The sequence below is a fragment of the Streptomyces sp. NPDC007901 genome, from assembly GCF_042959465.1.
GTDB lineage: Bacteria > Actinomycetota > Actinomycetes > Streptomycetales > Streptomycetaceae > Streptomyces.
The window spans coordinates 221,960-241,117 of the sequence record NZ_JBIBKW010000016.1 but is presented as its reverse complement, the minus strand read 5'-3'; the positions used below and the strand labels follow the sequence as shown (position 1 = coordinate 241,117).

Below are 19,158 nucleotides of genomic sequence, written 5' to 3'. Positions count from 1 at the left end.
CGCGGACGTCGAGCTCGCCGCATGACACCAGCAAGAGCGAATCACCCCAAACCCCGACAGGGGCGCCTTGACGAAGGACATAGAGGCACCCCCCGCCCCGCCTCAACCGACCGGCACCGCTCCCTCCAGCGTCAGCAGCCACACCTTCCGTTCAAGTCCCCCCGCGTACCCGGTCATCGAGCCGTCCGCGCCGATCACGCGATGGCAGGGCCGCACGATCAGCAGCGGGTTGGCGCCGATCGCCCCGCCCACCGCCCGGACCGCCATCCTGGACGCCCCGATCCGCGCGGCGATCTCCCCGTACGTGGTCGTCGCTCCGTACGGAACAGCGTCCAGCGCACCCCATACCCGCTCCCGGAACTCGGTGCCGTGCGTGCTCAACTCCAGTTCGAAGTCCTTCAGTTCACCGGCGAAGTAGGCGGCGAGCTGTTCCTCGGCCGCCCGGAAGGGGCCGGTGTCGGCGAGCCATCCGGCGGACACGGTCCGGCCGCCCTTCTGCCCGGGGACGGAGAGGGAGGTCAGCGCCCCCTCGGCGTCGGCGGTCAGCAGCAACTCCCCGACGGGGGAGGCGATCCGCGTCCAGTAGGTGGCAGTGGCGTCCATCAGTTCCTCGACTCCTCTTCGTCCACGAGCAGGTGTCGGACGGCGTACGACCGCCACGGCCGCCACTCGTCCGGCACGTCCAGGCCGGGCGGGGCGACGTCGGGGTCGCCGAGCGCGCGGACACGGATGGCGGCGACGGCCTCGGGGTCCAGCCCGGGCAGGGCCCGCAGGGCGGCCTCCGCGTCGTCCCGGTCGGCGCCCGGGTCCAGCCGTAGGGTGCCGTCCGCGAGCGCGGCGGTGAGCGCCCCGAGCGCGCCCCCGGGCTCCGCCTCGGCGAGCACGGCGGGCTCGGGGAAGAGGTGGGTGAGGCTCCCGGAGGGCGCGTCCGGCGTCTTGCCGTAGCGCCGGACCAGCCGCTCGGCGGCGGCGGTGCCGACCAGGGCCCGTACGGCCGCCTCCGCCGGATCCGCGGCACCGGGCGACCGCAGTCCCGGCCGGGCGGCGACCAGCGGGGCGAGCCGCGGGTCGTCGCAGAGGCGTTCGTCGACGGCGTACGGGTCGGAGTCGAGGTCGAACAGCCGGCGCAGCCGCTGGACGGCGGTGGTCAGATCGCGTGGGTCGGTGAGCCGGAGCCGGGCGTCGAGCCAGCCGCCGGGGTGGGCGCTGCCGCTCGTGACGGTCGTACCGGTCCGTTCCTCGACGGCGACGACGGCGTGGCCGTACGGCAGGCGCAGGGTACGGCGGTAGGTGCGCGCGCCGGGGGTGCCGGTGACCTCCTCCACGCCGGGCACGGCCTCGCGTTCCAGCAGGTCGAAGACGGGGCCCGCCTGGTACGGGCCGCGGTGGGCGAGCCGCAGCGGGATGCCGGCGGCCGGGGAGCCGCGGCGGGCGCCCAGGCCGCCGGGCGCCGCCTCGCGCAGCGCGCTCGGGGTCGTGGCGTAGACGGCGCGGATCGTGTCGTTGAACTGGCGGACGCTGGCGAATCCGCTCGCGAAGGCGATCTCCGTGATCGGCAGTCCGGTGGTCTGGAGCAGCACGCGTGCGGTGTGGGCCCGCTGGGCCCGGGCGAGGGCGACCGGTCCCGCGCCGAGTTCGGCGGTGAGCTGGCGCTGCACCTGGCGGGCGCTGTAGCCGAGCCGGTCGGCGAGACCGCCGACGCCCTCCCGGTCCACGACACCGTCGCCGATCAGCCGCACGGCCCTGCCGACGACATCGGCGCGGACGTTCCACTCGGCGGAGCCGGGCACCGCGTCGGGACGGCACCGCCGGCAGGCCCGGAACCCGGAGCCCTGCGCGGCCGCGGCGGTCGGGAAGAAGCGGACGTTGCGCCGCTTCGGCGTGACCGCCGGGCAACTCGGACGGCAGTAGATCCCGGTCGTCTCGACAGCGAAGAAGAACGCGCCGTCGAAACGGCCGTCCCGGCTGCGGACCGCCTCGTACCTGGTGTCTTCGTCCATCACGCCTTCAAGTGTGGGCGACGGCGGCGGACGGGGCTGGCGGAAATCGGACGGGGTGCTGCAGGCGCCCCGCCAGGGGCGTGGGGCTGTTCTGACACGCGGCTCCGCCGCGTGGGCGCGACCGGCCCCACGCCCCCGCACTCACCCGACTACCGCCACCGCCCCCGCTTCGCCTCCATCGCCGCCTTCCCCTCGGCGCCCCGCTTCTTCCAGTCCTTCTTGATCTCGGCGCGGAGCCGGGCGTCGGTCTTCGCGACGATCCACTGGTTCTCCCGCATCAGCTTGCGGTAGCTCTCCAGTCGGCGCACCGGCAGTTCCCCGGTCTCCACCGCGCGGCGGACCGCGCAGCCCGGTTCGGACTCGTGGCCGCAGTCGGAGAACCGGCAGCCCTCGGCCAGTTCCTCGATCTCGGTGAACACCTGGCCGACCCCGGTCTCGGCGTCGAACAGGCCCACGCCGCGCAGGCCCGGCGTGTCGATCAGCACGCCTCCCCCGGGCAGGGCGAGGAGGTTGCGGGTGGTCGTGGTGTGCCGGCCCTTGCCGTCCACGTCCCGGGCCGCCTGCACCTCCATCACGTCCTCGCCGAGGAGCGCGTTGGCGAGGGTGGACTTGCCGGCGCCGGACTGGCCCAGCAGCACCGAGGTACCGGAGCCGACCAGCGAGACGAGGACGTCGAGGCCCTCGCCCGCCTGTGCGCTGACGGTCAGGACCGGCACGCCCGGGGCCGTCGTCTCGACGTCCTCGACGAGGTGCGCGAGCGTCACCGGGTCCGGGACCAGGTCGGCCTTGGTGAGGACCACGACCGGCTGCGCCCCGGACTCCCAGGCCAGCGCCAGGAACCGTTCGATACGGCCGAGGTCGAGTTCGACGGCGAGGGACACCGCGACGATCGCGTGGTCGACGTTGGCCGCGAGGATCTGCCCCTCGGACCGCTTGGAGGAGGTGGAGCGCACGAAGGCGGTACGGCGCGGCAGATACGCCCGTACGTAGCGCGGGTTGCCGCCGGGTTCGACGGCGACCCAGTCGCCGGTGCACACGACCCGCATCGGATCGTGCGGGGTGACGAACGCGGTGTCGGCGCGCAGCGTCCCGTCGGCGGTGACGACATCGCACTGCCCGCGGTCGACACGCAGGACACGCCCGGCCAGCAGGCCTTCGGTGTCGTAGGGGGCGAACTCCTTCGCCCATGCCTCGTCCCAGCCGTAGGGAGCGAGAGCGGAGAAAACAGCAGAGCTGGAAGTCAAGGGTGACCCTTCGAAGGGCGGCCCCGGGAAAGTGAATCGGTCAGCCGGTGGCCGCGGAGGTGGAGTGGATGAACTTCCGGATGCGGGCAGCGCCCATCACAGAGACAGCCATCGGTCACACCTCCCCGTACTTCTCTCGGCTCTTCACTCGGCTGACGGCGAGCGCCAACGGCCGCCGTACGAAGCGATCCTCACCTTAGGGTGGAACCCACCCCGGTGCCACCGGTTTTCGTCCCGACGGGGGGTGTCGTACCGGGCACGGAATGGTTGCGGCATGGGTGACCGGGCCCGTCTGCGCCGGGGCTGCGGCAGCATGACGGGCCATGAGCAGAGACCGGTATGTCGACTTCCTGCGCGCGTGGGCGATCGTGCTGGTGGTCCTCGGCCACTGGCTGATCACGGCCCTGGTCCGGGAGCCCGACGGACGGATCACCGCCCCGGAGCTGCTGGCGACCGTGCCCTGGACGCAGTGGCTGACCCTCGCGTTCCAGATCATGCCGCTGTTCTTCCTGGCCGGGGGCCATGCCGCCGGCGGTTCCTGGGCGCGGGCCCGGGCGGCCGGGGACACGGCCGCCGGGTGGCTGGGGCGGCGGGCGCTGCGGCTGCTGCTCCCGACCGGCGTCTACAGCGCTCTGGTGCTGCTCGCCGTCGGGATCTGTTCGGCGGTCGGCGTGGACCCGGACACGCTGGCGCTGGTGGGCTGGGCGATGGCCATGCAGTTCTGGTTCCTTCCGGTGTATCTGCTGCTCAGCGCGCTGACGCCACCGCTGTACGCGGCGCACCGGCGGTGGGGGCTCCTGGTCCCGCCGGCGATGGGGGCGGTGGCCCTGGTGGTCGACGTGCTCGTGCTGACGGTGCACGCGCCGTATGTCGGGCTGCTCGACTACGTGCTGGTGTGGGGTGTCGCCTATCAACTGGGCTTCTGCTGGCGGGACGGGCTGCTGACGAGGAGTCGGCTCGTGCCGCTGGTGATGGCCCCGGGTGGCGCCGTGGCCTTCGCCGCGCTCGTGACCCTCGGGCCGTTCCCGGTCAGCCTGATCCTGGTGACCGGGCAGACCCCCAGCAACACCGATCCGCCGTCGGCCGCGATGCTGGCGTGGGTGGTGGCCCAGGTCGGGCTCTGCCTCCTGGTCGCGCCGGCGGTGCGGCGGCTACTGGAGCGCGAGCGGGTGTGGCGCGTGGTCCGCCCGGTGGGCGCGGTCAGCATGACGCTGTATCTGTGGCACATGCTGCCGGTGCTGGCCGTCGCCGCCGCGTTCTACCTGACCGGCCTCGCGCCCGAGCCGGTCCTCGGGTCCGCCGCGTGGTGGGGGCTGCGCGTGCCGTGGCTGCTGCTGCTCGGGGTCGTCCTGGCCGGTGTCGTCGCCGCCCTCGGACCGCTGGACCGCGGGCTGGGCGTGCTGTACGCGCGGACCGGTCCGGACACCGGTGTGCGTCGCGCCTGGCCGCTGTGGCTCGGCCTGGCCCTGGCCGTCACCACTCTGGGCCGGCTGGCCGTGCGGGGCTTCGCACCCGACGGCCGGTTCCCCGTACTGCCGGCCCTGGGCCTGGCGCTGGGCACGGCACTGGTCACTCTCACCCGGTGGACGGCGGCCCGCCGCTCCGAGCGGCCCGAGACGGCTCGCGTCGCGGACCGTGTGTGACGGTTGGGTCCGGTGCTGGACGAGGCAGGACGGAATGCCGCCGAGGACGACGCCGCCCAGCGACATGAGTGACACCCAGACCTGTGGTCACCGTGCCATGGGCCTATACGCCGGTGTAGACGAAGGCGGCCCAGTGTCCGATGCCGGCGAAGGGTGTGACCCGGGCCCATCGGGCGTGTGATCCGGGCGCCTTCGGCGCGGTGCGAGCCAACTCGGGCAGGTATTCGGCGAGTTCTTGGTTCGTGGCACTTCGCAGTCGCAGCAGCGCCGCACGCAGGGCCTCAGCAGGCGGCCGGGACTCCCATTCCTCGTAGAAGAATGCCATGACGAGCCGGGAGACCATGTCGCCCGGCTGCCACAAGGGGGCCACGCAGCCCTTGGCCCCGGAAATGACCAGCGCGTAGGGCAGCGGAAGAGGGTTCGGCGGTGCCACCCCGCCGGAGGAACCGCTGGTACAGCTGTTGAGGAGCACGAGTGGGGACCGGATCCCGCCGGCGAGCAGGCCGCGGACGGTGACGCGCCCGTCCTCCAGGAGGATCGAACTGTCCAGCGGGGACAGAGGGTTGACGGTGCCATGGCCGGTGAAATGCAGCACGGTGGTCTCGCTACCGAGTACCTCGTGGAGCGATGCCCGGTCGAACCTGTCGTCCCAGAGGTCGCTCTGCCGAAGGTTCGGCGATGCGAGCGCCTCGGCCTCCGGTCCGCCGGCGCCGTAGACACGCAACCGGACGTGGGACAGGTCGGTCGACGCCGGTGCCGCGGCCGAGGAGGCGCTGGGAGCGTAGCTGAGCCGCCACTCGTCGAGGAGATAGTGGCGTTGGGCGGGCGCCGCCCGATCTCGCCGGAAGGCGGAGTGAAGGGGGAGCATGCGGAGTTGCCCGGTAGGAACCAGGACGACGGGGCGTTCGGGGTCCACGGCCGGCATCAGGTGCCGCATGCACAGGGTCCACAGTTCGGCGCAGGTGTCCTCCAGCAGGCTCGCTCCGTTCAGCGAGATCCGGTCCGTGCCGGTGGCGGTCTGGATATGGCGCGACAACTCGATGGCGCGCGCCGTGGTGAGGCCGGGCAGCGGGACGTGGCGAACGCTCGTCGAGTCCGTGATCAGAGCCGCTCCGCCCTCGGCCGTCGCGAGCAGGTGGATGATCTGCCGGTCGTGCAGCCGCTGTTGAACCTCTTCCAAGGGCGCTGCCCCCACCAGCCGTGCCTCGGTACCCCAGGGCAGCGCCGCACCGAGCGACTCCGTGCTGGAGCAGAGATCCTCCAGAGCCTCGAACGCCTCGGCCAGAAGCTCCCGGCGCAGCAGGGCATAGGCCTTCAGGGCTCCGTCGAGGCGTCTGGCCTGGGGCCTGAGCGTTGCGAGGTAGGGATACGGCGACGCATGCTGCTCGTCGAAGGCCGGGGCAGCCGTGGTTCGACCGTCGGCCAGGTCCAGGCTGTGCCGGTGTGCGGATCCATGGCCGTAGAACGCCACGGCTGCCGCATGCCATCGTCCCGCCTCATCCATGGCAGGGGCTTCGGTGTCCGATGAGGTCAGGGTGATCCTGCTGCGGTGGAGGGCATCTTGTGATGTTTCCGGCAGGTGGTTGCGCACGAAGCGAAAGGCTTCTTCCAGGGCATGGGAATTGCCGCTGAACGCGCCGTAGTCCGTGAGGCAGAAAAGCAGGTGGTGCAACGCCTCCTGGCCCGCCTCGGGTTCCCCCTCTGCCCGCAAGGCCTCGCCGAAGGCGGCCAGTGCGGTGCTCAGGTCGGCGGCAGCGTGCTCCCGCCTTGGCTCCTCGCGTACCGCGTTGAGGCGGAGCCGCATCATGAGGGTGTCGGCGAGCGCCCGGAATGTCCGCGACGTGCCCACACGGCTCGGAGTCGCCAGCATGGCGGCGTCCCGCCACAGGGCGATCGACCGGTCGATATGGGTGCGCTCAGCGGTCCGTATCAGGAGCGCGGAACGCAGCCGGGCGGCCCAGACCAGCGCTTCCGGATAGACGGCGCTCGTCAACGGAATGATTCCGAGGGCCAGCTCTCCGGCGGACAACGCCCGTTCCAGGTCGCCTCGTTCGCCCCTGGCGTCGTACTGGACGACGCTGACCTTGGCCAGCAGTTGGAGCATGTCCGGGCGTTGCATGGGCTGGCAGTCGGTCAGCCCCGCCTGCAGCAGGTGGACGACCGAATCCAGATCGGTGGATCGTCGGCTGCGCAGGGCCTGGTTGTACAGAGCCTCGGCGAGATTGAGCCGCATGTCGGGCACGACGTCGCCGCGGAGCAGGAGGTGGGTTCCCTCGGCAGTACGGGAATCGGCTGCCTCACTCAGAATCCGGATTGCCTTGTCCAAGTCGTCCTGGCGGCCTTCGACATCGAATCCGGTGAGGAGCATCCAGCCGTGGGTGTTGGTCAGTTGCAGCCACACGGGCGAGGATTTGGCTTCACCCTCACGGTATCGGTCGAGCTGCGACAGGGCCTCGCGGAAGGTTCGCGCCACGTCCCTTTCGCCCTGCCGGGACCGGTACCGGAACGACTGGGCCACGGAGAGCAGCCTTACCAGCTCCATCCGGCGTGTGAAGGGGTTGGCGGGTTGGCGGAGCGCGACGGAGAGCAGCCGGATGACCTCGTCCACGGAGGAGTCCTCCGCGGCGCCCGCACCGTACGCCGTCAACAGAGCGTGTGCGAGGGTGTAGTACGTCAGACCGGTCTCGAATCCGGGCGCCACACCGTTCTGCGCGTCACGCAGACCGCCCAGCGCACGGGTCAGGTCGGAGCTGCCCCGACGGATCCGGAAGGCCTCCAGAAACGCGATTCCGTACCCGAGCGAGACGTAACGGTACAACCGGCCGTGCGGAAACCGCTCCAGAGTCCGCTCCAGGATCTTCAGGGCCTCGTCGATGGCCCAGGAGGACTGCGCCGCGTGCAGTCTGTCCACGCAGATCCTGGTGATGTCGAGGACCAGACGCAGATCTTCCTCGCCGGGGCCGTCGGCTCGGGAGTAGAGCTCCTCCACCAGTTCTTCCGGGTCCCTCGCGGCTTGGGGTTCGCCCGGCGCCGGCCTCTCCGCGGTCTCACCGAAGGGGGGTTCGTGACTCTTGGGGCTCACGCCGCATCCCCCTCGGTGTCGCAGAACTGGCCGACGCGCTCCACCTGCATATGAGGATGCCCGAAGAACTGGTAGGCCATGGCACTGAACGCGAGTTCGGAATCGTCGCCCGCTGCGGCCCGCAGCGATCGCATGACCTCGGCCGGTTTCTCACCCTTCAGCACCCGTTGGTAGAACGACAGCGCCACAGACTTCGCGTCCCGGTCGTCCAGGGCCCACAGCGGCGACACCACGGCGCTGGCCCCGATGTAGAGGAAGGCCTGCACCAGCCCCGCGTAGCCGCCGAAGACCCCTTGGACGGCGGCCGCCTTGCACGCGTTGAGGAACACGAAGGTCTCGCCCGGGAAGTCGTAGGCTTTGACGGTCGTCGGGTCGAGCGTGTACCCGTCGACCATCACCAGCCCGTTGTCCCAGTCGTTCGTACTGTGCTGTCCGTGGCCCGCGAAGTGGACGATCCCCGCGATCGGTCCGTGCTTGAGGTAGCTGACGACTTTGGCCAGCCGTGCCTCGATCTGTGTCGCACCGTAGCTGTCGATCAGCGTCGCGGCCTCCAGCTCCGCGTCGACGAGCCGTTGCCAGCCGTCGATCTCGTAGACACCGGAGATGACTTCCATGGAGGCCGCCCTGACAACCATCGGGGGCGGCACCGTGATCCGGCTCCGACGGTCCGCCAGTACCCAGCGGCCGAGAGCGACCTGGCTGCCGAGAAAGGCGGGGGCATCCTCGGAAACGGCCTCGGGCGCTTGAGCCGACAGAGGCTTGGGGACGACAGCCAGCTCCCATGGCATGTACGCCTCGGCCGACTGGATCAGCATCGCGGGTACGCGCGGGGACACGGCTGCGGCGACTTCGCCGAGGATGGTCCACAGGCTGGCCGGCATCACATCGGTGATCTCCCGACCCAGTCCCGTCATGAACGCCATCAGGTCCGGGCGGTTCTGGCGGTCGGCCATCCGGTTGATCACCGAGAAGGCGTAGTCCGGGGCGTCCGCGCCCACGTCGCACTCCTCCGGCAGGCCGGGCACCCGCACGTGCGGCGACTGGTAGAGGAACTGGAAGCGCCCGGTACGGTCCGTCGGGAGGATGGTGACGGTCAGGTCGGCCGGCTCATCCCCGCGCGGCAGGAGCAGTGCCCGGGACGTGCCGTCGACGGCGTCGACGTTGTTACCGATCAGGCCCGGGTCCTGTACGACGCCGATGGGCCTGAAGCCCACCCCCACCACTTCCCCGCCGATGCTGTAGACCACCTGCAGCGAGCCGACTCTGAACTGGCGCCCGTCGGGTTCCGCGCGGATCTCCAGGACGTGACTCGGGTAGCGCTCCGTCTCGTTGACCCGCAGCTCGGCGGCCCAATCCCCGTCGACCAGGGTGAACCCGTCGGCGATGGTCTGCACCGTGACGGTGACCGGACACGGGGCGTCCGCGCCCCGCACAGGCCCGCCTGCGACGGAGCTGATGATTTCGGGGGACAGACCCACGCGTATATGGAACGGCCAGTTCTCCACGACCTCGCCGGGGGCGTCGATCCGCGGGTAGCCGCAATACTCCGACGGGTACCCCGAGCCGAGCGGCGCCGGAGCCGGCACCCCCGACAACGCCGCCCGCTCCGCGAGGTCTCGTGCGCGGAGTACTTCCTGAGGCAGCAGCAGTTCTTCGAAACGCGTCAGAGCCTCGGGGTGGGCCAGCACCGCGTTCACCACGTCGTCGGCCAGCACCTCCTGGTCGGCTCCCTCCCGACCCTGCAGGATCTGCGCGAGATCCACGCGGAGCCCGGCCGTCTCACTCAATTCGGTCAGCAGCACATCGGCTGCGGCCAACACGTTCTCCGGCTCCATCGCACCCCACCGCGTGAACTCGTCCCCCCGGGGCAGCGGCCCCGCCCACGCCTGCACCGGCCGTCGAATCCGGCACGTGGTTCGACGACCGTAGCAAGAGGTGAGGTCTGTGATGTATCGGAAGCGCCCAACTCCTGTGGGATCGAAGAGATGTAACGGCAGCCCTGGTTTCGGTTCTGACAATCCCGTTCGCTTCGGGCACAGTTGTGGCAATCTGAGCCCGTGTCACACGAGCAAGTCACCCCCGAGGCCACGGGCGTTCCGGATCCGGACATCGTGTTGGAGGCGGCCCGGGCGATCCGACCGTATCTCCCCGGCCTGTTCCCCCACGCGCCGCATCGGGCGGCGCGTCTGGACAGCGAGCTTGCCCGGCTGCTGGACCCCGGTGCGGCGCCCGGGGCGGCGGAGAGTGTGCTGCGGGCGCTGGAAGGCAATGCGATCACCAAGGTGTGGTCGGCGCAGTTCCTGGAGTTCGGGGTTCCGCCCGAGTTCGTCGGGTCCGGCACACGGGGCTCCACCGTGCCCGTACCGGCGGGGAACGGCGAGGCCCTGCGTCCGGGGCCCAAGTACGTCTGTCCGGCCAACGGAGATGTCGTCTGGTGGCGTCGCCATGTGGGACAGGAAGTGCCTCGGTGCGGCACGCACGGCTTGCTCCTGGTCAAGGCCTGACGGGGCCGGCGTGCTGGGCAAGTTCTGGGAAAGCCTCGGTTCCAAGCTCGGTGAGAAGTGGCTCGCGGTCGCGCTCCCCGCACTCCTCTTCTGGGTGCTGGGCGGCATCGCGTATTCCCACTCCCACGGCACCTCGTGGATCACTGACCGGTCCGGGTGGCTGCGCGGGCAGCCGGTTGTCGTCCAGGTGCTCGCACTGGCCGCCGGGTTCGTCGTCATCGGCGCGTCCGGCCAGATCGTAGAGCGCGTCACCTTTCCAGTGCTGCGGGGCCTGCAGGGCTATTGGTGGCCCTGGCTCGATCCCCTGCGCCGCCTTCTGACCGATCGGCGCGCCGGACGTCTGCGCTCTCTTGAACAGCGCTACGCCGACCTGGCCCCGCTGATCGAGAATCGAGCCGCCGACACGGAGCAGGAACGCGAGTACCAGCGGCTGGACGCGGAACTGCGCCGCAATCCTCCGCGCGCGGCGCAACACATGCCCACGCGACTGGGGATGTGCCTGCGCGCGGCGGAGAGCGAAGCAAGGGACAAGTACGGCCTCGACGTGGTGAAGTGCTGGCCGCACCTGTGGGCGGTGCTCCCCGAGCAGTCACGGAGCGATCTGGCGGTGGCCCACACGGGGCTGCGGCGCTCGGCGGAGTGTGTCGTGTGGACCGTGCTGGCCCTGGCCTGGGCGTACTGGATGCCCTGGCTCCTCGCGGTGCTCCTGCCCTTGACGTGGATCGTGCACCGTTTCTGGGTGATACCCCATGCCGTCGCATACGGCGACCTGTTCCGGGCTTCCGTCGATCTGCATCGTCGTGCGCTGTACACGTCCCTGTCCTGGCCACTGCCCCAGACGCCTGCCGCGGAGCGGAAGTCCGGCGAAGAACTCACGGAGTACCTGTGGCGCGGCAGTGACCGCAGCGACGTGCAGTTCAGCCCCTGAGCACAAGCTCCCCGCGGCCCGGCTCTTCCTCAGCCGCCGAACGGCCCCGGTATCTCCCCCGACCCCCGGCGGATCAGGCGGGTCGGCATGACCACCGTGCGGGGTGGTGAGACGTCGCCGTGGATGCGGGCGAAGAGCAGGTGGGCCGCGCTGGTGGCGAGGGCCACCGGGTCCTGGGCGATGACGGTGACGGGCGGGGTGAGGCGGGCGGCCAGGGCGAAGTCGTCGAAGGCGACGAAGGCCAGGTCGGTGGGGAGGACGGTGAGGGCGCTGAAGGCGAGGGGTTCGTTGCCGGCCAGCAGGGCCGTCGGGGGGTCGGGCAGGGCCAGCATCGCGGTGACGGCCCGGGCCGCCTCGGCGCCGGGCCGCAGGCCGTCCCCGACCAGTGCCGGGTCGACGGCGATCCCCGCCTCCTCCAGCGCGGCGAGGTAGCCCCGGCGGCGTTCGCCGAACGTCCAGATCCTCGGTGAGTCGCCGAGGTACCCGATCCTGCGGTGGCCGTGGGCGATCAGGGACGCCACCGCCTCCCGCACCGCGCCGAAGTTGTCGACCACCACGGCGTCCACGTCCAGGCCGGGTGCCGCCCGGTCCACGCAGACGATCTTCGTGCCCTGCGCCTGGGCCGGGCGCAGGAAGCGGTGGCTGCCGGCCGCCGGGGTGAGGATCAGGCCGTCGACCCGGCGGGCGGTGAACGCGGCGATCACCTCGCGCTCCCGGCGCAGGTCGGCGCGGCTGGAGCCGATGAGCATGACGCTGCCGCGCTGCCGGGCGACGTCCTCGGCGGCGGAGGCGACGGCGGCCATGAAGGGGTCGGTCACGTCGTCGACCAACAGGCCTATGGTCTGGCTCAGTTCGTGGGTGCGGCGCAACTGGCGTGCCACGTCGTCGCGTTGGTAGCCGAGTTTGCGGACCGCGGCCTCCACCCGCGCGGCCGTCCGCGGGGCGACCGCCGCGTCGCCGTTGACGACCCGGGACACCGTCATCGCGCTGACGCCCGCTTCCGCGGCAACGTCCTTCATGGTCGGCCGGGTGGCTGCCACGCCACGTCCTCCACCTGTGTCACGTCTGAGCGTCGACTCGTTAACGTTACCAACTCGACGGCATATCAACGGCCGTGCGAACAAGGGGAGTTGAGGAGGCCGATCAGCAAGGTCGGCGACCGGCTGCACCACCCTTGACACCCCGCTGTGAGCGCCCCAAGAATCAGCCAAGCTGTTAACGATACCAACCAGAAGGCACAACATGGCCTCTGCAAGGGAACCACTGCTCACCGCACATGGGGTGGTCAAGCGTTTCGGCCACGTCCAGGCGCTCTCGGGCGCCGATTTCACGGCGTACCCCGGCGAGGTCGTCGCCCTGATCGGCGACAACGGTGCCGGCAAGTCCACTCTGGTGAACGTCCTTTCGGGCGTCCTGTCCCCCGACGCCGGCGAAGTCCGCCTGGACGGCGCCCCGGTGCGGTTCTCCGGGCCGATGGACGCCCAGCGGCAGGGTGTGGAGACGGTCTACCAGGACCTGTCGCTCGCACCCGATCTCGACGCGGCGGCCAATCTCTACCTCGGCCGGGAGATGGTGCGCGGGGGGCTGCTCGGGCGCCTCGGCGTCCTCGACCGGCCCGCGATGCGCCGGGAGGCGGTCCGGGCCTTCGCCGAACTCGGCGTCGAACTGAAGGATGTGACGGCTCCTGTGACAACGTTGTCCGGCGGGCAGCGGCAGTCCGTCGCGGTGGCCCGTGCGGTCGCCTTCGCCCACAAGGTCATCTTCATGGACGAGCCGACCGCCGCGCTGGGTGTCGTCCAGCGTGCCCGGGTCCTGGAGACCGTGCGCAGGGTCGCCGACCGGGGCATCTGTGTCGTGCTGATCAGTCACAACATGCCCGAGGTGCTGTCGGTGGCGGACCGGGTGGAAGTGCTGCGGCTGGGCCGGCGCGTGGCGTCGTACACCGCGGCCGAGACGAGCATCGAGGAGCTCGTCGGGGCGATGACCGGGTCGCTGGACGGGCCGAACGGCGGCGACGGGAAAGCGGAGGGCGGACGATGACCGCGGAGAGCAAGGCGGCGGCCGTCGAGGGCCGGGCCGGCGTGCCCGACTGGCTGCGGCGGGCCGCGACCCTCAACGAACTGTGGACCTTCGTGATCCTCGTGGCCCTGGTCGCGTTCTTCACGATCGCCGCGCCGGGCAAGTTCTTCACCACGTACGACATCACCCAGATCGCCGTGAACGCGGCCATCTATCTGGTGCTCGGTGTCGGCATGACCTTCGTGATCATCACGGCCGGCATCGATCTGTCGATCGGCTCGGTGCTGGTGCTGGCCGCGGTGGCGGCGGGCGAGTACAACCTCCATCACGGCGGCCCGAACTCGGGCTGGGGCACGGTCGCGTTCTGTGTGGTGATCGCGCTGGCCGTGGGCACGGCGTGGGGCGCGCTGCAGGGCGCGGTGGTGGCGACCGGCAAGGTGCCGCCGCTGATCGTGACGCTGGGCGGGCTCGGCGCGGCGCTGGGGATCGCCGAACTCGCCACCGGCGGCCAGGACCCGGCCGGCGCGGCCTCCACCCACCTCCAGAACAGCCTCGGCTTCGGCAAGGTGCTCGGCATCCCCTGGATGGTGATCCTGGCGGCCGTGGTCACGGCGGCCTTCGGCTGGGTGCTGGGCAGTACCCGGTTCGGGGAGCACACGCTCGCCATCGGGTCGAACCCGACGGCCGTACGGCGGGCGGGCATTCCGGTGGGCCGGCATCTGGTGAAGGTGTACGGGCTGATGGGGCTGCTGGCCGGGCTCGGCGCGGTGATGTGGCTGGCCTCGTACGGCACGACGTCGATCGCCGGGCACTCCACCGACAACCTCAAGGTGATCACCGCGGTGGTGCTGGGCGGTACCAGCCTGTTCGGCGGGCGGGGTTCGGTGCTGGGCACGGTGATCGGCGTGTTCATCCCGGCGGTGCTGACCACCGGGCTGATCGTGATCGGTGTCCAGCAGTACTGGCAGGACGTGGCGGTGGGCGTGGTGCTGGTCGTGGCGGTCTACGTCGACCAGCTGCGCAGGAAGACCCGGGAACGCGCATGACCGCATCTCCGGTGGCCACCGCATCACTCGTGACTACCGCATCGCTCGTGGCTACTGAATCGCTCGTGACTACTGAATCGCTCGTGACTAAGGAGACTCTGTGATGAGGAGCATTCGCAGCAGGCGCCGCATGCTGGTCGCGGTGGGCACGGTTCTGGCCCTCGGCGCGGGGGCCTCGGCGTGCGGTTCGTCGAACGACAGTGGCGGCTCGGGGAGTTCGGGCGGCGCGAAGGGCAAGAAGGTCCGGCTCATCACGGGCGTGAAGAGCGACCCCTTCTACATCACCATGACCTGTGCCGCGCAGGAGGAGGCCAAGGCCAAGGGGATGGACTTCACGGCCGACGGTTCCGCGCAGTGGGACGTGTCGGTGCAGCGCCCGCTGCTGGACTCGGTGGCGGCGGCCCGGCCCGACGGGCTGCTGATCTCGCCGGTCGACACCAGCGCGCTGACGCCGTCGCTCAAGCAGATACAGTCGGCCGGCACCAAGGTGGCGCTGGTGGACACGACCGTGAGCGACGACTCCGTCGGCATCACCCGGATCTCGTCCGACAACGAGAAGGGCGGCCGGGTCGCCGCCGACGCGCTGGCCAAGCTGATGAACGAGAAGGGCTCGGTCATCGTCATCAGCGTCAAGCCCGGTGTGTCGACGACCGACGCGCGGATCAAGGGCTTCACGGAGGAGATGGGCAAGTACCCGAACATCAAGGTGCTGCCCACGCTCTACGACAACGACCTGCCGGCCACCGCGGCCTCCCAGATCCAGTCGACGCTGGCCGCCCACCCGGACCTGGGCGGGGCGTTCGCGGGCAACACCAACACCGGTACCGGTATCGCCACCGGCCTGAAGCAGGCCGGCAAGCAGGGCAAGGTGAAGGTGGCCGCGTTCGACGCCGAGCCCGACGAGGTCGCCGCGCTGAAGGCGGGCACCCTCCAGGTGCTGGTCGCCCAGGACCCGGCGGCGATCGGCCGGCAGGCGGTGGACCAGCTCGCCAACTCCTTCGAGGGCAAGTCGGTCAGCAAGTCGATCGGCACCACCATGGTGGCGATCACCAAGGACAACATGAACGACCCGTCGGTCAGCAAGTACTTCTACAAGTCGCAGTGCTGACAGCAGGCCCGAACAGAGGTACATGACGGACAGTCAGCGGCCGGGCGGTCCCACCCTCTTGGGTCCGCCCGGCCGCCGGTCGTACGGACGGCTCAGCTCACCGAGCAGTCCGCGCCGTTCAGCGTGAAGCCGTCCGGCGCCGAGTTGCTGCCGCTCCAGGTGCCGAGGAAGCCGAAGGACAGGGTGCCGTTCGCGGAGACGGACTGGTTGTAGTCGGCGGCGTCGGCGGTGACCTGCTCGCCGCTCTGGCTGACGCTCGCGTCCCACATCTGGGTGACCCGCTGGCCGTCGTGGAAGAGCCACTGGACCCGCCAGCCGGCCAGGGCCCGGGAGCTGGTGACGGTGATGGTGGCCTGGAAACCGTCGTTCCACTGGTTGACCAGGTCGTAGGCGACTTGGCAGGTGGCCGCCGGGGCGGCGCTCGGGCTCGCGGAGGTGGTGGCGCCGCCCTTGTGCCCGGAGCCCGCCGTCGACGAGGAGGTGCCCTGGGGCTCCGGGTCGGGGTTCTTGCGGGCGGATGTGCCGGTGGAGGCGGAGGAGGACCGAGCGGCGGAGGCCGACGTGTGCGTGGGGGTCGGGTCGCCGGTCGGGAGGACCGCGGTGGGGTCGGCGACCGGCTGGCGGTCGTCGTGGGAGGCGGTGGCCGTGTCGTCGCCGGCGCCGCTGCCCATCGGCATCATCGACACGCCGAGCGCCACCAGCGAGATCAGCACCGCCGCGCCGAGCAGGCCGTGCCGCAGCACCTTGGCCCGGCCGCTGCCCTCCTTGGGGTCGGCGCCATCGTTGTCGACGGTGCCGGGCCGGCCCGCGCCGAGCCGTACCTCGGCGGCGCGGCGGCGACGCTCCAGGTAGGCGAGGCCGCCCCAGCCGATGACCCCGCCGGCGAGCGCCGCGGGCAGTCCGCCGCCGTGCAGCCGCAGACACGCGGCGGCCTCGGCGCACTGCACACAGGTCGCGAGGTGCCGGGAGAGGTCGTCGGGCGTGTCGGCCCCGGCGGACCGGGTGACCGCGTCGAGCAGCCGGGCGTAGCTGCGGCACTCGGCGTCCATCGGCGTGTCGAGGTGGGCGCGGTGGCAGCGGTCCCGGAAGAGCGCGCGCACCTGCTCCAGCTCCTGGGCGGCGACGGCCGGGTCGAGACCGAGCCGGCGGCCCACGGAGGACAGCGGCAGCGCCTCGACCTCGGCCAGCCAGAGCAGCGAGGCGTCCGCCTCCTGCATGTCCCGCAGGCCGCGCAGCGCGACGGGCCGCTGCAACGGCAGGCCCGTGTAGCGCGTGGCCTTCTCGGAGTTGAGCCAGAGCCGGAGGTCCGGATCGAGCTTGTGCCCGAGCCCCTCGGCCTCCCAGCTCGCAGCCGTGTTACGGACGGCGGTGAGCAGCAGCGGGATCATGGGCAGCCGGGCGGCGCGCCGGCCGGAGCTGCGGCCCGGTGTGAAGTCCGTTTCGCGGGCCTCGCGCATACCGAGCGTGAAGGCCTCGGTGGCCAGTTGATTGGCCGTCAGAGAGCCGGACGTGCACAGGTCGGCATAGGAGAGCACCGCGTCCCAGCATTCGGAGAACAGCGCTGCCTCGGTGGCGTCCTGAGGGGTCGGCAGGTCGGGCATGGGTCTCCTGCATCCAAAGCGAGGTCAACTCACCATATCGGCAATGGAGTTGGGGGGAACCTCGCGGCAGGACCCGAGCTTTTCACGTCTCCTGCACAACTGACAAGCGGCATATGCAAATCCGGTTACCGGTGGTCGTGCCACGGATTCTCCCCGTCACCCCTACCACCGGTCCCCGGAGTCACGTCAACCACTGTGCTCAGTTGTCCGGCCGCTCCTCGGCCACCACCCGCCCCCGCGCGTCCGGCGCCTGCACCGTGTACGCCGACCACGCGAGGGGATCGCGGTCGCCGTACCGGGCGTAGGTCACGAGATACCGCTTGCCGTCGACCTCGACGGGTCCTGCGGTACCTCTGTCCGCCCAGGTGATACGGACGCTGACGGCCGAAGCGGGCACATGGCCGTGGATCGCGGTCCAGTCGGAGAACGCTTTCGTGTCCACCGTGGCCCACAACTCCGGCCTCTTGTACGGACCGCGACCGCATTTCGACTCACCGTCCTCCTTGGTCCCTTCAACATCCATGGCACGGAGGTAGGTGCGGTCGCCGCCGGAGGGGCTGGGAGCCCACCAGCACTCCAGGCCCCGGCCGTCCGGCGTGCGACCCGTGAACAGCGGCTTTGCCCGACGGGAGTTACACCGTCGTCGCCTCCTGCGCGGGCAGGCTGTCCATGAAGGAGCTCACGGAGAAGACGGCGCGGCCGGGTCCGGGCGGGCCGTAGCCGGGCGGGGAGGAGAGCCCGAAGTCCTCCATGGTCTGGCGGTAGGCCTGGAGCAGGCGGATGTGGTACTCCAGCGGGGCGCCCTGCGGGTTGGCCTTGCCGAGCGGGGTGGTGGGCTCCGGGCACCAGGTGGTGAAGCGGGGCGTGATGCCCTGCGACATGAAGAAGCGCAGGCCCTCGGTGGTGGAGGCGATCGCCTCGTCGACGGTCTTGAAGCCGAAGGGCTCGGCCATCTCCACACCGGCCACGAAGTTGGGGATCACATTGCGGGCGCCGAAGATCTCGGCGGAGTCCAGGATCCGCTTGTGCCACTCGTCCCGGCCGACGTACCGCTCCTTGCCCGGGCAGTACATCTTGAACAGGTACTCGTCCCACACCTCGTAGTTGGGGTGGTAGATCTGCACGCCGTAGTCCTTGAACCGCTGCACGTCGTCACGCGGCAGCGCCTGGGCGACGACCTTGCCGATCCACCGCCCCGGGAAACGCTCCTCGATGGCCTTGGCGTAGTGGCCGTAGAAGTCGGCCTCGTCGCGCCCGGAGACGGTCTTGGTGATGGCACCGCCGGTGAGCGTGTAGGCGGTGGACGTCTTCGCGGTGTCGTACCGGTCGATGATCTCCAGGGCTTCGAGGACCTCCTCGACGTCCTTCACGCCCGTGTACGGCCGCCCGGCCGCCTTGTGCTGGCGCCAGTTGTGGTTGATGTCGCAGTACTGGCACTCCTCCTTGGCGCCGAAGTACTGGCAGACCCGGAAGACGGTGAGGTAGATCAGGTAGCCCCACTGGATGGTCGGGGCGACCTCCATCACGGACTTCCCGTTGGCGAGCTTGTGCCGGTAGTACTCCGGCATCGGCGGCACCCCGACGTCGGCGATCCGCTTGCCGTCGAGGTAGAGCGCGAGCATGCCCGCGTCGTCGGCGGCGACGCGGTACGGCGAGGTGGGGTTCACCCGCACCGACACCACGGTCCGGCGCAGGTCGTACGGCCCGCCGGTGAGGATGATCTCCTCCGGCGGCCGGCGCAGCGCGGCCTCGCCCAGCTCGGGCAGGGTGCCGTGGTCGAAGGAGAAGATGAAGTACGACTTCGGCTTGACCTCGCCGCTCTCGTTGTCGCTCAGTGCGGACGGGTCGAAGGCGACACCGCCCCGGAGCAGGTCCTCCTTGAAGACGGCCTCCCGTGGTACATGCGGGAACCTCTCCATCAGATCCTCGACCAGCGCGGTACGGCTGCCCATCCCGTGTCTCCTCCCGGCTCAGGCGTTCGGC

15 protein-coding genes are annotated in these 19,158 nt (G+C 70.7%); 6 read left to right on the top strand and 9 right to left on the bottom strand.

The features are described 5' to 3' along the window. Positions 1 to 102 precede the first annotated feature (102 nt). The 3 genes from ACFZDK_RS39640 to rsgA all read right to left on the bottom strand — a co-directional run bounded on the left by ACFZDK_RS39640 (position 103) and on the right by rsgA (position 3,244). Entirely contained in the window at positions 103 to 603 is a 501-nt protein-coding gene (locus ACFZDK_RS39640; protein ID WP_390979928.1) for a methylated-DNA--[protein]-cysteine S-methyltransferase, read from the bottom strand. After that, positions 603 to 2,000 carry an AlkA N-terminal domain-containing protein gene (locus ACFZDK_RS39635; protein ID WP_390979942.1) on the bottom strand — a complete coding sequence of 466 codons (1,398 nt, stop codon included), beginning with the start codon at positions 1,998 to 2,000 and terminating at the stop codon, positions 603 to 605. Before ACFZDK_RS39635 ends, ACFZDK_RS39640 begins: the two co-directional genes overlap by 1 nt. A gap of 149 nt (positions 2,001 to 2,149) precedes the next feature. After that, the gene (gene rsgA, locus ACFZDK_RS39630) at positions 2,150 to 3,244 is read right to left on the bottom strand and encodes a ribosome small subunit-dependent GTPase A (RefSeq protein ID WP_390979926.1); all 1,095 of its coding nucleotides are present in this window, start codon (positions 3,242 to 3,244) and stop codon (positions 2,150 to 2,152) included. A 323-nt stretch (positions 3,245 to 3,567) separates the two neighbouring features. Here rsgA and ACFZDK_RS39625 point away from each other — a divergent pair, with 323 nt between their 5' ends. Continuing rightward, entirely contained in the window at positions 3,568 to 4,887 is a 1,320-nt protein-coding gene (locus ACFZDK_RS39625) for an acyltransferase family protein (RefSeq protein WP_390979924.1), read from the top strand. 103 nt (positions 4,888 to 4,990) lie between these two features. On the opposite strand, the gene ACFZDK_RS39620 is transcribed toward ACFZDK_RS39625, so the two are convergent. Together ACFZDK_RS39620 and ACFZDK_RS39615 are read right to left on the bottom strand one after the other, a co-directional pair. Further along, positions 4,991 to 7,495 (bottom strand): CHAT domain-containing protein, encoded by a 2,505-nt coding sequence (locus ACFZDK_RS39620; protein ID WP_390979922.1) that lies wholly within the window; start codon positions 7,493 to 7,495, stop codon positions 4,991 to 4,993. 470 nt (positions 7,496 to 7,965) lie between these two features. Further along, positions 7,966 to 9,789 carry a CHAT domain-containing protein gene (locus ACFZDK_RS39615; RefSeq protein ID WP_390979920.1) on the bottom strand — a complete coding sequence of 608 codons (1,824 nt, stop codon included), beginning with the start codon at positions 9,787 to 9,789 and terminating at the stop codon, positions 7,966 to 7,968. Between the two features lie 237 nt (positions 9,790 to 10,026). Between ACFZDK_RS39615 and ACFZDK_RS39610 the strand changes: the two genes are divergently transcribed. Both ACFZDK_RS39610 and ACFZDK_RS39605 read left to right on the top strand, forming a co-directional pair. After that, positions 10,027 to 10,473, top strand: a complete 447-nt coding sequence (locus ACFZDK_RS39610; protein WP_390979918.1) for a hypothetical protein — start codon at positions 10,027 to 10,029, stop codon at positions 10,471 to 10,473. A 10-nt stretch (positions 10,474 to 10,483) separates the two neighbouring features. Further along, positions 10,484 to 11,401, top strand: coding sequence for a hypothetical protein (locus tag ACFZDK_RS39605; RefSeq protein ID WP_390979916.1), 918 nt, complete (start codon positions 10,484 to 10,486; stop codon positions 11,399 to 11,401). A gap of 29 nt (positions 11,402 to 11,430) precedes the next feature. Here the strand turns inward: ACFZDK_RS39605 and ACFZDK_RS39600 are convergent, their stop codons facing one another. After that, a complete protein-coding gene (locus ACFZDK_RS39600) occupies positions 11,431 to 12,420 on the bottom strand; it encodes a substrate-binding domain-containing protein (protein WP_390979940.1) in 990 nt (329 codons plus the stop codon). Positions 12,421 to 12,643: 223 nt separating this feature from the next. Between ACFZDK_RS39600 and ACFZDK_RS39595 the strand changes: the two genes are divergently transcribed. The 3 genes from ACFZDK_RS39595 to ACFZDK_RS39585 all read left to right on the top strand — a co-directional run bounded on the left by ACFZDK_RS39595 (position 12,644) and on the right by ACFZDK_RS39585 (position 15,574). Next, positions 12,644 to 13,441 (top strand): ATP-binding cassette domain-containing protein, encoded by a 798-nt coding sequence (locus tag ACFZDK_RS39595; protein ID WP_390979914.1) that lies wholly within the window; start codon positions 12,644 to 12,646, stop codon positions 13,439 to 13,441. Then, entirely contained in the window at positions 13,438 to 14,466 is a 1,029-nt protein-coding gene (locus tag ACFZDK_RS39590; RefSeq protein ID WP_390979912.1) for an ABC transporter permease, read from the top strand. The genes ACFZDK_RS39595 and ACFZDK_RS39590 overlap by 4 nt, the downstream gene beginning before the upstream one ends. A 103-nt stretch (positions 14,467 to 14,569) precedes the next feature. Beyond that, positions 14,570 to 15,574, top strand: a complete 1,005-nt coding sequence (locus ACFZDK_RS39585; RefSeq protein ID WP_390979910.1) for a substrate-binding domain-containing protein — start codon at positions 14,570 to 14,572, stop codon at positions 15,572 to 15,574. Between the two features lie 92 nt (positions 15,575 to 15,666). On the opposite strand, the gene ACFZDK_RS39580 is transcribed toward ACFZDK_RS39585, so the two are convergent. The 3 genes from ACFZDK_RS39580 to ACFZDK_RS39570 all read right to left on the bottom strand — a co-directional run bounded on the left by ACFZDK_RS39580 (position 15,667) and on the right by ACFZDK_RS39570 (position 19,127). Continuing rightward, positions 15,667 to 17,175, bottom strand: coding sequence for a cellulose binding domain-containing protein (locus ACFZDK_RS39580; RefSeq protein ID WP_390979908.1), 1,509 nt, complete (start codon positions 17,173 to 17,175; stop codon positions 15,667 to 15,669). Between the two features lie 199 nt (positions 17,176 to 17,374). Continuing rightward, on the bottom strand, positions 17,375 to 17,617 hold the full coding sequence (locus ACFZDK_RS39575; protein WP_390979906.1) for a hypothetical protein: 243 nt from the start codon (positions 17,615 to 17,617) through the stop codon (positions 17,375 to 17,377). Positions 17,618 to 17,807: 190 nt separating this feature from the next. Further along, on the bottom strand, positions 17,808 to 19,127 hold the full coding sequence (locus ACFZDK_RS39570) for a radical SAM protein (protein ID WP_390979904.1): 1,320 nt from the start codon (positions 19,125 to 19,127) through the stop codon (positions 17,808 to 17,810). Between the last annotated feature and the right edge of the window lie 31 nt (positions 19,128 to 19,158).

What these genes read in the sequence shown, in the direction of transcription:
- ACFZDK_RS39640 (WP_390979928.1), bottom strand. Translation starts at nt 603, where the DNA reads ATGGACGCCACTGCCACCTACTGGACGCGGATCGCCTCCCCCGTCGGG.
- ACFZDK_RS39600 (WP_390979940.1), bottom strand. Translation starts at nt 12,420, where the DNA reads ATGAAGGACGTTGCCGCGGAAGCGGGCGTCAGCGCGATGACGGTGTCC.
- ACFZDK_RS39590 (WP_390979912.1), top strand. Translation starts at nt 13,438, where the DNA reads ATGACCGCGGAGAGCAAGGCGGCGGCCGTCGAGGGCCGGGCCGGCGTG.
- ACFZDK_RS39570 (WP_390979904.1), bottom strand. Translation starts at nt 19,127, where the DNA reads ATGGGCAGCCGTACCGCGCTGGTCGAGGATCTGATGGAGAGGTTCCCG.
- ACFZDK_RS39580 (WP_390979908.1), bottom strand. Translation starts at nt 17,175, where the DNA reads ATGCCCGACCTGCCGACCCCTCAGGACGCCACCGAGGCAGCGCTGTTC.
- ACFZDK_RS39625 (WP_390979924.1), top strand. Translation starts at nt 3,568, where the DNA reads ATGAGCAGAGACCGGTATGTCGACTTCCTGCGCGCGTGGGCGATCGTG.
- ACFZDK_RS39595 (WP_390979914.1), top strand. Translation starts at nt 12,644, where the DNA reads ATGGCCTCTGCAAGGGAACCACTGCTCACCGCACATGGGGTGGTCAAG.
- ACFZDK_RS39635 (WP_390979942.1), bottom strand. Translation starts at nt 2,000, where the DNA reads ATGGACGAAGACACCAGGTACGAGGCGGTCCGCAGCCGGGACGGCCGT.
- ACFZDK_RS39585 (WP_390979910.1), top strand. Translation starts at nt 14,570, where the DNA reads ATGAGGAGCATTCGCAGCAGGCGCCGCATGCTGGTCGCGGTGGGCACG.